The sequence below is a fragment of the Pseudomonas sp. MOIL14HWK12:I2 genome (genome assembly GCF_000510745.1).
GTDB classification, from domain to species: domain Bacteria; phylum Pseudomonadota; class Gammaproteobacteria; order Pseudomonadales; family Pseudomonadaceae; genus Chryseomonas; species Chryseomonas oryzihabitans.
On the sequence record NZ_AZOA01000010.1, the window covers coordinates 207,127 to 218,997 of the forward strand.

Annotated in this window: 9 protein-coding genes; 4 read left to right on the forward strand and 5 right to left on the reverse strand. The window is 64.5% G+C overall.

Going from position 1 to position 11,871, the window contains the following annotated elements; all coding sequences use genetic code 11:
* Positions 1–62: 62 nt before the first annotated feature.
* The gene (locus PSK12I2_RS0109510) at positions 63–620 is read left to right on the forward strand and encodes a hypothetical protein (RefSeq protein ID WP_027598208.1); all 558 of its coding nucleotides are present in this window, start codon (positions 63–65) and stop codon (positions 618–620) included.
* Positions 621–1,788: 1,168 nt separating this feature from the next.
* On the opposite strand, the gene ntrC is transcribed toward PSK12I2_RS0109510, so the two are convergent.
* From ntrC to glnA, 5 genes are all read right to left on the reverse strand, one after another.
* Positions 1,789–3,219, reverse strand: coding sequence for a nitrogen regulation protein NR(I) (gene ntrC, locus PSK12I2_RS0109515; protein WP_007161316.1), 1,431 nt, complete (start codon positions 3,217–3,219; stop codon positions 1,789–1,791).
* A gap of 12 nt (positions 3,220–3,231) precedes the next feature.
* Positions 3,232–4,296 carry a nitrogen regulation protein NR(II) gene (gene glnL, locus PSK12I2_RS0109520; protein ID WP_007161315.1) on the reverse strand — a complete coding sequence of 355 codons (1,065 nt, stop codon included), beginning with the start codon at positions 4,294–4,296 and terminating at the stop codon, positions 3,232–3,234.
* A 171-nt stretch (positions 4,297–4,467) separates the two neighbouring features.
* Positions 4,468–5,106, reverse strand: a complete 639-nt coding sequence (locus tag PSK12I2_RS0109525) for a DUF4124 domain-containing protein (protein WP_027598209.1) — start codon at positions 5,104–5,106, stop codon at positions 4,468–4,470.
* Positions 5,106–5,621 carry a DUF4124 domain-containing protein gene (locus PSK12I2_RS0109530; protein WP_027598210.1) on the reverse strand — a complete coding sequence of 172 codons (516 nt, stop codon included), beginning with the start codon at positions 5,619–5,621 and terminating at the stop codon, positions 5,106–5,108. The genes PSK12I2_RS0109525 and PSK12I2_RS0109530 overlap by 1 nt, the downstream gene beginning before the upstream one ends.
* 159 nt (positions 5,622–5,780) lie before the next feature.
* Positions 5,781–7,187: a glutamate--ammonia ligase gene (glnA, locus tag PSK12I2_RS0109535; protein ID WP_017639449.1), complete on the reverse strand. Its 1,407-nt coding sequence runs from the start codon at positions 7,185–7,187 to the stop codon at positions 5,781–5,783.
* Between the two features lie 385 nt (positions 7,188–7,572).
* Here glnA and thiI point away from each other — a divergent pair, with 385 nt between their 5' ends.
* The 3 genes from thiI to PSK12I2_RS0109550 all read left to right on the forward strand — a co-directional run bounded on the left by thiI (position 7,573) and on the right by PSK12I2_RS0109550 (position 11,538).
* Positions 7,573–9,027 (forward strand): tRNA uracil 4-sulfurtransferase ThiI, encoded by a 1,455-nt coding sequence (gene thiI, locus PSK12I2_RS0109540; RefSeq protein WP_027598211.1) that lies wholly within the window; start codon positions 7,573–7,575, stop codon positions 9,025–9,027.
* Positions 9,028–9,184: 157 nt separating this feature from the next.
* Positions 9,185–11,002 carry a translational GTPase TypA gene (gene typA, locus PSK12I2_RS0109545; RefSeq protein WP_027598212.1) on the forward strand — a complete coding sequence of 606 codons (1,818 nt, stop codon included), beginning with the start codon at positions 9,185–9,187 and terminating at the stop codon, positions 11,000–11,002.
* 146 nt (positions 11,003–11,148) lie between these two features.
* Positions 11,149–11,538 carry a lysozyme inhibitor LprI family protein gene (locus PSK12I2_RS0109550; protein ID WP_027598213.1) on the forward strand — a complete coding sequence of 130 codons (390 nt, stop codon included), beginning with the start codon at positions 11,149–11,151 and terminating at the stop codon, positions 11,536–11,538.
* Positions 11,539–11,871 lie beyond the last annotated feature (333 nt).

Consider the following 11,871-nt stretch of genomic DNA (forward strand, 5'->3'; position numbering starts at 1 on the left):
GCGCCTGGCAAAGCGCCTATGGTACTGCGCCGCCGTCGCGCCGTCGCGAGCGGGGTAGGACGATGAACCTCTGGCGCCGGCTGGTCGACTGGCTGCTGCGCGAACAGCGCGCCCGCCGGGACGAACTGGCGCGGGTGGAAGATCCCGATCTGCTCAAGGCCGAATGGCGCGGCCAGCGCCAGCGCCTGATCCTCTGGCTGGCCTCGGCGGCCCTCGGCGCCGGGCTGTTCGGCATGATCCTCGGTCAGCTGGTGTACCAGCGCACCCATCCCGATCCCTGGTCGGCCGAGGCCCGCCGCCCGGTCATCCTGGGGGTGGAGGCTCATCAGGAGGCGGGGCGCTTCGAATTGCTGATCACCGCCGACCGCTCGCTGTTCTACGAACGCTATCGCCCCGATGGCGCCCTCAGCCTGCGCCTGCCCCGCGCTCGCTGGGACGGCGGCGAACGCCAGGGGCGGGTGGCGCGGCCGGGCGGCAGCTTTTCCTGGACCGTGCGCCAGGATGGCCAGGACCTGAAGGTGCTGCTGGTCGGTGTGGGTGGTGCCTTGCAGGCCAGCGACCGCATCGTCGAAGCCGGCGAGGATTGGGTGCTCCACGTCGAGGTCCCGCTGACACCCTGAAATGCCCCGTTATCAGGCAAAAGGCCGCTGCTTTGCACCAGAGCGGAACGGGGTGCGGAGCCGGATTGTTTTGAAGCTTAGTCCTCCTTTGTCGACCCCTACGTCCTTGCTGAGGAGGAAAAGCGCTCTAGCTTGCGGCTTTCCACTTTTCGCACACGAAAAAAAGAGGCCATCACACTGGGTGATGGCCTCGGGAAGAAAAGAGGGGATTCCCCAGCCTGCCTGTACCGAGGTCCCCAAAAGGGTAGTTACCTAGGATATTGCAGGAGGTGTGCCAAGTTTTTGGGTTGGGTGATTTGGGGGGATTTGTAGGTTGGGTTGAGCGCTAGCGAAGCCCAACGTTTCGGTCCTGCAGGCTCGGCTTTCTTGGTGCCATAGTCGCTCATCGAATTCTGCTGATGTTTCTTGTTTCGCCCCCTCGGGCGAGTCACTTTTGCCAGTCGCGGCTGCGCGCCCCGGACAAAAGTAACCAAAAACGCTTGCCCCGGTCATCCGGCCCTCCGCTGCGCTGCGGGTGCGCTCACGCCAGCGCCGTTCCGGGGTCGGTCCAGATGGGCCGTCCATGGCCCATCTGGACCTCTCGCCGCATCCATGCTGCTCGACCCACTCCACGACACTGGCGTTCGCCCTGCTGAACGGGGCGATTCGCCAGCCTGGAAGTTTTGGTTGAAGAGCCCGTAGCGTGGACAACGGCGAAGCCTTGTCCGCGAAGCTAGCAACGCGCACCAGTGGAAAACGCTGCGCGGTTTTCCACGCTACAAATCCTATGAACACCGAAGTCTCAGGCTAGCGCCCCGTCCCCTTCAGTGAGGCCGAGTTCCGGTGTCGTGGCGGGGGTTGCGAGGCAGGACGCCGAGCAAGGCGCGAGGGGCAGGAAGCCCCTTCGTGCCGTGCCCCTGCCACGGCGCCGGAGCGAGGGAAACGTAGCGAAGCGGAGTAACAGCCGTAGGCTGGCCCGAAGGGTGAGCGAAGCGAATCACCCGGAGCGCAGCGGAGGGCCGAAACGTGGGGACAGTGTTTTTTGTTACTTTTTTCGCGTTTGAAAAAAGTGACTCGCCCGGGTGGGGGAAACAAAACCTATCAGCAAACCGCGATAATCAGCTTAGGCAGCTATAAGTCCAAACTCGAAACGTTGGGCTTCGCTATCGCTCAGCCCAACCTACAACAGCTAGTCCTCCCCCTCTTCATCCGGCCCGTCCACCTTCATGCCCAGCTCCTTGATCTTGCGGGTCAGGGTGTTGCGGCCCCAGCCGAGCAGGACGGCGGCGTCGCGGCGGCGGCCGGCGGTGTGCTTGAGGGCGGTCTCGATCATGATGCGTTCGAAGGCCGGCACGGCGTTGTCCAGCAGGCTGGACTGGCCGCGGGTGAGGGCCTGGTCGGCCCACTGGCGCAGGGCCTGTTCCCAGTTAGCGGCGGGGGCGGCGTCCTGGGGCTGGTTGAGCAGCTCCGGCGGCAGGTCGTCGATCAGCACCTCGCGGCTGGAGGCCATCACCGTGATCCAGCGGCAGGTGTTCTCCAACTGGCGCACGTTGCCCTGCCAGGGCAGGCCCTTCATGTATTCCTCGGTCTCGCCGCGCAGGGTCTTGGGCTCCACGGCCAGTTCCTGGGCCGCGCGCGCCAGGAAGTGGCGGGCGAGGGCGGGGATGTCCTCGCGGCGGTCGGCCAGGCGCGGGATGTGGATACGGATGACGTTGAGGCGATGGAAGAGGTCCTCGCGGAACTTGCCCTCGCGCACCAGGCCTTCCAGGTTCTGGTGGGTGGCGGCGATGATGCGCACGTCCACCTTGACCGGGGTGTGGCCGCCGACGCGATAGAACTCGCCATCGGCCAGTACCCGCAGCAGGCGGGTCTGGGTATCAGCCGGCATGTCGCCGATCTCGTCGAGGAACAGGGTGCCACCATCGGCCTGCTCGAAGCGGCCGCGGCGCTGGGCGGCGGCGCCGGTGAAGGCGCCTTTCTCGTGGCCGAACAGCTCGGACTCCATCAGGTCCTTGGGGATGGCGGCCATGTTCAGTGCGATGAAGGGCGCCGCGGCGCGCGGACTGTGGCGGTGCAGGGCGTGGGCGACCAGTTCCTTGCCGGTACCGGATTCGCCGTTGATCAGCACGGTGATGTTGGAGTGCGAAAGGCGGCCGATGGCGCGGAACACCTCCTGCATCGCCGGCGCCTCGCCGATGATCTCGGGGGTGCGGGTCAGGTGCGCCGGTTCGGCGAAGCCCTGCTGCTCCTGGGCGTGCTGCCCGGCGCGCTTGACCAGGGCCACGGCTTCGTCGACGTCGAAGGGCTTGGGCAGGTATTCGAAGGCGCCGCCCTGGTAGGAGGCCACGGCGCTGTCCAGGTCGGAGTGGGCGGTCATGATGATGACCGGCAGGCGCGGGTGCATCTCGCGGATGCGTGACAGCAGGTCCAGGCCACTGGTCCCCGGCATGCGGATGTCCGAGATCACCACGTCCGGCTGCTGACGGCCGAGGCGGGTCATGACGCTGTCGGCGCTGTCGAAGGCGACGGTGGTCATGCCCTCCTGTTGCAGGGCTTTTTCCAGGACCCAGCGGATGGAACGGTCGTCGTCGACGATCCAGACGGTCTCCTGACGGCTCATGCGTACTCCTCGTTATTCCAGCGGCAGGAAGATGCTGAAGGCGGTGTGGCCAGGATGGCTTTCACACTCGATCAGCCCCTGGTGCTGGGTGATGATGTTCTGGGTGATGGCGAGCCCGAGGCCGGTGCCGTCGGGGCGACCGCTGACCATGGGATAGAAGATGGTTTCCTGCAGGTCCTGGGGGATGCCCGGACCGTTGTCGGTGATTTCCACCTTGCACACCAGGCGATGGCGGTGGTGGCCGATGGTGAACTGGCGCAGGGTGCGGGTTCTCAGGGTGACCCGGCCCAGGCGCAATTCGTTCTGCTGGGAGATGGCCTGCATGGCGTTGCGCACGATATTGAGCACCGCCTGGATCATCTGCTCGCGGTCGATCATCAGATCGGGAATGCTCGGATCGTAGTCGCGCACCAGGTTGATCAGCCCCTGGCTTTCCGCTTCCACCAGGCTGCAGACGCGTTCGAGCACCTCGTGCACGTTGGTGATGGCCAGCTTCGGCAGCTTGTTGGAGCCGAGCATGCGATCGACCAGATTCCGCAGTCGGTCGGCTTCCTCGATGATGACGTTGGTGTAGTCCTTGAGCGCCTCTTCCGGCAGCTCGCGGGCCAGCAGCTGGGCCGCGCCACGGATGCCGCCGAGGGGATTCTTGATCTCGTGGGCCAGGCCGCGCACCAGCAGCTTGGTGGTCTCCTGCTTGGAGAGCTGGGCCTCTTCCTTGGTGATGCGCAGCAGCCGGTCACGGGGATGGACTTCCAGCAGCAGCAGGGTGTTGTGGCGGTCCAGGATCGGGGTCACCGCATAGTCCACCGTGAGGCTGTTGCCCGAGGTGGAGATCAGCAGCGCCTCGCGCTTGGTGAAGGGGTGGGCATGGTCCACCGCCTGGCGCAGCGCCTGCAGGGCCTCGGGCGATTCGGTGAACAGCTCGCTGATGAACTGGCCATGGCTGCGCTGGCCGCTGATGGCCAGCAGCATCTCGGCCGCCGGATTCATGTACTCCAGACGCAACTCCGCATCGAGCAGGATGACTGCGGTGGTGAGGTTGTCGAGCAGGAGTCGGTGGATGACGTCGGTAGGCATGAGAGGCCACAGCGCTATAGGGACGATAGGAAAATGCAAGAAGCAAACCAAGACGCCCCGAGTTAGGGCAGATGGCTGAAACGTGCACTAACAGCCGCCGCACGCCGGACGGAGTTGCACAGGATTTGTATCAAGATGGTGCACAGTCAAAAAGCGCACCAAAGAGGTGCGCTATAGGAAGGGTAGCCAGGATTTCCTGGCTTCGGGCGGTTTCATGTCCAGCGGACATTCCGGCCGCTTGCCCCAGTCCTTGTCGCTGCAGGGATGGGCGCGGCGCTTCTGCTCCAGGGAGGGGCGCCGCAGATGGAAGGGCTGCGCCGGCGTCCGCTCCAGTACGTTGCCATCGGCGGCGAGGATCTCCGCCACCAGGCTGTGGGTGCCGCGGTCCAGGCCGCCCAGGGGAAACACCGGACTGCGTCCGGCGCCGGCTTCCCGGTCGTCCAGCAGCAGGCGGTAGCTGTGACCCGGCTGCAATTCCGGCTCGCTGACCAGGCTGACGATGAGCTGCCCTTCCTGATCGATCACCGTGGCATCGGGTTCGGGCACCAGGATGCGCAGCATCTGGTAGCGGAAGGGCGCCGCCTTGGGCGTCCTGGCCACCGGCGCGGCGGGGGTCGGACTCAGCTTGCGGGTCGGCTGGCCCTGCTGATTGAGGTTGTTGGGCACCGTAATCGGCACCTGGGTGGCCTTGACGCCCTTGGGCGGCTGGTCGGTGTAGACCCGATTGCCTTCCTTGTCGACATAACTGTAGACCGCCGCCTGGGCGGGGAGCAGCAGGCAGAGCAGCAGCAGGGTCAGGAGCGCGCGCATCAACGGGCCGGGCTGTTGACGCTGATGCGCTGCACGGTCACGGTCTTCTCGGCACTGGTCTGGACCACCTCGCCGTTGCCGGACAGCACCTGGGCCGCGAAACGGTGCTCGCCGCGATCCAGGTTGGCCACGCCGAAGCGGGTGCTCTGGCCGGGGCTGCCGTAGGGGGCGCCGTCCACCAGCAATTGCAGCGACTGCCCCGCACCCAGGGCCGGTTCCAGGGATACGCCCACCGAGAAGGTGCCGTTGTTGGCGCGGATGGCCTCATCGTCGGGCACATTGACCTCCAGGCGGCTGAAAGCCGGGCCGGCGGACGCCGCCGCAGGCGCACTGGGGATGGGCGGCGCCGGTCGTGGATTGTCCACGGTATTGGTGGGTGCCACCTGCACCGGCTTGGCATTGGCCGAGGGCTGGTCGCTGAACACCGTGTTGCCTTCGGCATCCACCGACTTGTAGATCGCGGCCTGGGCGGAGCAGGCGAGGCAGAGCAGACAGCAGGCAAGCAGGCGAGGCATGGCGGAATCTCGGCCGGGCAGTGGAGATCAAGGGTAGCAGGCGCGCCCGGTGCACAGGTAGGCAACCTGGCCGCTGTGCCCGGGCGTCGGTCGCGGCGGTTTTCCCAGGGCAAAAGAAAAGGCCTCCCGAAGGAGGCCTCTTGCCTAACCGCAGCGGGATCAGACGCTGTAGTACAGGTCGTATTCCAGCGGGTGCACGAAGGTACGCACCTTGATCTCTTCCTCGGACTTCAGCTCGATGTAGGCATCGATGAACTCGTCGGTGAAGACGCCGCCCTTGGTCAGGAACGCGCGACCGGCGTCCAGGGCTTCCAGGGCTTCCTTCAGGCTGCCGCAGACCTGCGGGATCTTCTTGCCTTCTTCCGGCGGCAGATCGTACAGGTTCTTGTCGGCGGCATCGCCGGGGTGGATCTTGTTCTGGATACCGTCCAGGCCGGCCATCAGCAGGGCGGCGAAGCACAGGTAGGGGTTGGCAGCCGGATCCGGGAAGCGGGCCTCGATGCGGCGGGCTTTCGGGCTCGACACATAGGGGATACGGATGGAGGCGGAGCGGTTACGGGCCGAGTAGGCCAGCATGACCGGGGCTTCGAAGCCGGGCACCAGACGCTTGTAGCTGTTGGTGGACGGGTTGGTGAAGCCGTTCAGCGCCTTGCCATGCTTGATGATGCCGCCGATGAAGTACAGGGCGGTATCGGACAGACCGGCATAGCCTTCGCCAGCGAAGGTGTTCTTGCCATCCTTGGAGATGGACATGTGCACGTGCATGCCGGAGCCGTTGTCGCCATACAGGGGCTTGGGCATGAAGGTGGCGGTCTTGCCGTAGGCGTCAGCCACGTTGTGCACGACGTACTTCAGGGTCTGGGTCTCGTCGGCCTTCTTGACCAGGGTGTTGAACTGCACACCGATCTCGTTCTGGCCAGCGGTCGCCACTTCGTGGTGGTGGACTTCCACGACCAGGCCCATCTCTTCCAGGGCGTTGCACATGGCGGTACGGATTTCGTGGTCGTGATCGACCGGCGGTACCGGGAAGTAGCCGCCCTTGACGCCCGGACGGTGGCCCTTGTTGCCGGACTCGAAGTCGGCATCGGTGTTCCAGGAAGCCTGTTCGGAGAAGATCTTGAACATGGAGCCGGAGATGTCCGACTTGAATTTCACTTCGTCGAAGATGAAGAACTCGGGCTCCGGGCCGACGAACACGGTGTCGCCGATGCCGGTGGACTTCAGGTATTCCTCGGCAGCACGGGCGATACCGCGGGGGTCGCGCTCGTAGGGCTGCATGGTGGAGGGTTCGATGATGTCGCAGACCAGGATCAGGGTCGGCTCTTCGGTGAAGGGATCCAGAACGGCGGTGCTGTCGTCGGGCAGCAGGATCATGTCGGAGGCTTCGATGCCTTTCCAGCCGGCGATGGAGGAGCCGTCGAACATCTTGCCGTGGGCGAAGAAGTCTTCGTCCAGCGCGTCACGCGCCGGCATGGTGACGTGTTGCTGCTTGCCTTTGGTGTCGGTGAAGCGCAGGTCTACCCACTTCACGTCGTTTTCTTTGATCAGTTGAACAGCCTTCGACATGGTTTCCTCCAGAGGAATTTCGGCCGGGAGCGGTTGGCGGTACTCCCGGTATCAGCTGTGCCCTTGAGGGGCGCTCCCGTACTGCCTGGTCAGCGACCGGCGTTCCACGAAAAGCGCCCTATGCTGGCCCAGGGGCGGCTGCCTCACAAGAGAGCAAGTTGTATGCCAGTGCCCCTAAATGGGCTGGAGGGCCGTCCTGGCGCCTGTCGTGCCGTTTTCAGGTCAATGGAGGCCGTATTCAGGCACCAATTTAGTGCGCTTAATTCGGCGGATGCACCTTAATGGCGCCTTGGGTGATTTTGTCGGGCGAATTCGAGTGCCGGGTGGTTTTCAGGTATCATATTCGCCCTTTTCTTTCGCGTTGCCCGCCCCCCGTTTCCCGCTCATGAAGCTCATCATCAAGGTCTTTCCGGAAATCACCATCAAGAGTCGCCCGGTGCGCAAGAATTTCATTCGCCAGCTGGTGAAGAACATTCGTGTCGTGCTGCGCGATCTGGATCCGGATGTCCGCGTGGAAGGGGTGTGGGACAACATCACCCTGGAGACAGCGCTCGACGAGCCGCGGCTGCTGGCGGAAATGAAGCAGCGCCTGGCCTGCACCCCGGGCATCGGCCAGTTCCTCGAGGTGCACGAGTATCCGCTGGGCGATTTCGATTCGATTCTCGAGTTGTGCGTACGCCACTTCGGCGAGCGCGTGCGCGGCAAGGTGTTCTCGGTGCGCTGCAAGCGCGCCGGCCGCCACGACTTCTCCTCGATGGACGTGGAGCGCCATGTCGGTGGTGGCCTGCGCGAACGCTGCGGCGGCGCCGGCATCGCCCTGAAGAATCCCGAGGTGAACGTTCGCCTGGAGATCCGCGACCAGCAGCTGTTCATCATCGACGAGCACCACGAAGGGCTGGGCGGCTATCCGCTCGGCGCGCTGGAGCAGGTGCTGGTGCTGATGTCCGGGGGGTTCGACTCCACCGTGGCCGCCTACCAGATGATGAGACGCGGCATGGTCAGCCATTTCTGCTTCTTCAATCTCGGCGGACGCGCCCACGAGCTGGGCGTGATGGAAGTGGCCCACTATCTCTGGGAGAAGTACGGGCGTTCCCAGCGCGTGCTGTTCATCAGCGTGCCCTTCGAGGAAGTGGTGGGGCAGATCCTCACCCAGTGCGACGACAGCCACATGGGCGTCATCCTCAAGCGCATGATGCTGCGCGCGGCCAGTCGCATCGCCGAACAGCTGCAGATCGAGGCGCTGGTGACCGGCGAAGCCGTCTCCCAGGTCTCCAGCCAGACCCTGACCAACCTGGCGGTGATCGACAAGGCCACCGATACCCTGGTGCTGCGCCCGCTGCTGGCCAGCCACAAGCAGGACATCATCGATACCGCCCAGCGCATCGGCACCGCCGACTTCGCCAAGCATATGCCCGAATACTGCGGCATCATCTCGGTGAATCCCACCACCAAGGCCAAGGCCCTGCGGGTGGAGCACGAGGAAGGCAAGTTCGACCTGGCGGTGCTCGACGCCGCCCTGGAACGTGCGCGCTTCATCACCGTCGACAAGGTGATCGAAGAGCTGGGCAAGGACGTGCAGGTCGAAGAGCTGGCACAGCCCTTGCCAGGTCAGATCGTGGTGGACATCCGCCATCCCGATGCCCAGGAAGACCAGCCGCTGGAGCTGCCCGGCATCGAGGTGCAAGCCATGCCGTTCTTCGCGCTGAACAGCCGTTTCAAGGAACTGGACGAGAATCGCCAGTACCTACTCTATTGCGACCGCGGGGTGATGAGCCGGCTGCACGCCCATCACCTGCTCACCGAAGGGCACGCCAATGTGCGCGTTTATCGTCCGGCCTAAGCAGCCGGGCCTGCTGGGTGGCAGTATCCGCCACCGCCCTCCCGACCTCTTCTAGCCCTCCGGCCACGTACCGGTCGGCCGCGTTTCGCGCCTTTGCAATCTCCGGCTGTCAGCCTGCTGGCTGAAGCTCCTTCATTTCTATACCGAGAACACCACTGTGATCGAGAATCTACGCAACATCGCCATCATCGCGCACGTCGACCATGGCAAGACCACCCTCGTCGACAAGCTGCTGCGCCTGTCCGGCACCCTGGACCGCAAAGAAGCGGAAAACGAGCGGGTGATGGACAGCAACGACCAGGAAAAGGAACGCGGCATCACCATCCTGGCCAAGAACACCGCGCTGAAGTGGAAGGACTACAACATCAACATCGTCGACACCCCCGGCCACGCCGACTTCGGTGGCGAGGTGGAGCGCGTGATGTCCATGGTCGACTCCGTGCTGCTGGTGGTCGACGCCCAGGACGGCCCCATGCCGCAGACCCGCTTCGTGACCCAGAAGGCCTTCAAGGCCGGCCTGCGTCCGATCGTGGTGGTCAACAAGATCGACCGTCCCGGCGCGCGTCCGGACTGGGTCATCGACCAGATCTTCGACCTGTTCGACAACCTCGGCGCCACCGATGAGCAGCTGGACTTCCCGATCGTCTACGCCAGCGCCCTGAACGGCATCGCCGGTCTGGACCACGAGAAGATGGACGACAACATGGATGCCCTGTTCCAGGCCATCGTCGACCACGTACCGGCTCCCCAGGTCGATCTGGACGGTCCCTTCCAGATGCAGATCTCCCAGCTGGACTACAACAGCTTCCTCGGCGTGATCGGCATCGGCCGTATCGCCCGTGGCCGCATCAAGGCCAACACCCCGGTCGTGGCCATCAGCGACGACGGCAGCAAGCGCAACGGTCGTATCCTCAAGATCATGGGCCACTCCGGCCTGCAGCGCGTGGAAGTGGCCGAAGCCGAAGCCGGCGACATCGTCTGCGTCTCGGGCATGGACGAGCTGTTCATCTCCGACACCCTGTGCGATCCGCAGAACGTCGAAGCCCGCCCGCCGCTGACCGTCGACCAGCCCACCGTGAGCATGACCTTCCAGGTCAACGACTCGCCGTTCGCCGGTCGTGAAGGCAAGTTCGTCACCAGCCGCAACATCAAGGACCGTCTGGACAAGGAACTGCTGCACAACGTGGCCCTGCGCGTCGAGCCGGGCGAGTCCGCCGAGAAGTTCAAGGTCTCCGGGCGTGGCGAGCTGCACCTGTCGGTACTGATCGAGAACATGCGCCGCGAAGGCTTCGAGATGGCCGTGGGCCGTCCGGAAGTGGTGATCATCGAGAAGGACGGCGAGAAGCAGGAGCCCTACGAGAACGTCACCATCGACATCGAAGAGCAGCACCAGGGCTCGGTGATGGAGCAGATGGGTCTGCGCAAGGGCGATCTGACCAACATGATCCCCGACGGCAAGGGCCGTATCCGCCTGGAATACACCATCCCGGCGCGTGGCCTGATCGGCTTCCGCAACAACTTCCTGACCCTGACCTCGGGCAGCGGCATCCTGACCTCGACCTTCAGCCACTACGGCCCGATCAAGGCCGGCGAAGTGAGCAACCGTCAGAACGGCGTGCTGGTGTCCATGGCCACCGGTACCGCCCTGACCTACTCGCTGGAAACCCTGCAGAGCCGCGGCAAGCTGTTCCTGGCTCCGGGCGACGAGATTTACGAAGGCCAGCTGTGCGGCATCAACAGCCGTGACAACGACCTGGTGCTCAACCCCACCAAGGGCAAGAAGCTGGACAACATGCGCGCCTCGGGCAAGGACGAAGTCATCGCCCTGGTGCCGCCGATCAAGTTCACCCTCGAACAGGCGCTGGAATTCATCGCCGACGACGAGCTGGTGGAAGTGACGCCCAAGTCCATCCGTCTGCGCAAGAAGTTCCTGAACGAAAACGACCGCAAGCGCTTCGAGCGTTCCAAGGTCTGATCCCGTCCGGGTGATGCAGGAAAGCGCCTTCGGGCGCTTTTTTGTTGCCGGTTTTTCAGAGCCTGCTACGCGCACGACTGGCGGCTCTGCTAGCGTTTATCCCACGGCCGCGCCATTCGGGACGGCCCCTTCTGCAGGATGCTGCCATGCTCAAGACTACCCTCGCCGCCGCCCTGACCCTGAGCGGTCTCAGCGTTTTCGCCACGGCCCAGGCCGCCGGTTGCGGCACGCCGCGCAATGCCTTCGATACCGTCTACTGCGCCAGCAACCTGTTCGCCCAGAGCGACAAGTCGCTGAACCAGACCTATGGCGAGTTGCGCAAGCAGCTGCCGGCCGATCAGCAGGCCGTGCTCAAACAGAGCCAGTTGGCCTGGATCAAGCAGCGCGACAGCCAGTGCGCCCGCGAGGAAGCCGATGGCTACTTCGTCAACCTGGATTGCGCCGTCAGCCTGACCGACAGCCGTCTGGAGGTGCTCAAGGAGCGCCTGCGCGAATGCGCCAGCACCGGTTGCGAGGCGGGCAAGCTGGGGCAGTGAGGTAGCTGGCGGGATAGGGGGCGCGCCGTTCCCTCACCCCAACCCTCTCCCGGGGGGAGAGGGGGCTATCCGGAACGGGCGCTTGGCGTCATCGCTCCGGAGAAAATCGTAGCCTGGAAACCGGCGCAGCCTTTTCCACTGGGCTCGCTGCCAGGGCCCTCACCCCAACCCTCTTCCCGGGGGAGAGGGGGCTATCCAAGTGGGCGCTTGGCGTCATCGCGCCGGATAAAACCGTAGCGTGGAAAACGGTGCAGCCTTTTCCACTGGGCTCGCTGCCAGGGCCCTCACCCCAACACTCTCCCCTGGGGAGAGGGGGCTATTCGAACGGGCGCT

Coding starts and splice junctions, on each gene's coding strand:
- PSK12I2_RS0109510 (WP_027598208.1), top strand. CDS start 63: ATGAACCTCTGGCGCCGGCTGGTCGACTGGCTGCTGCGCGAACAGCGC.
- ntrC (WP_007161316.1), bottom strand. CDS start 3,219: ATGAGCCGTCAGGAGACCGTCTGGATCGTCGACGACGACCGTTCCATC.
- glnL (WP_007161315.1), bottom strand. CDS start 4,296: ATGCCTACCGACGTCATCCACCGACTCCTGCTCGACAACCTCACCACC.
- PSK12I2_RS0109525 (WP_027598209.1), bottom strand. CDS start 5,106: ATGCGCGCGCTCCTGACCCTGCTGCTGCTCTGCCTGCTGCTCCCCGCC.
- PSK12I2_RS0109530 (WP_027598210.1), bottom strand. CDS start 5,621: ATGCCTCGCCTGCTTGCCTGCTGTCTGCTCTGCCTCGCCTGCTCCGCC.
- glnA (WP_017639449.1), bottom strand. CDS start 7,187: ATGTCGAAGGCTGTTCAACTGATCAAAGAAAACGACGTGAAGTGGGTA.
- thiI (WP_027598211.1), top strand. CDS start 7,573: ATGAAGCTCATCATCAAGGTCTTTCCGGAAATCACCATCAAGAGTCGC.
- PSK12I2_RS0109550 (WP_027598213.1), top strand. CDS start 11,149: ATGCTCAAGACTACCCTCGCCGCCGCCCTGACCCTGAGCGGTCTCAGC.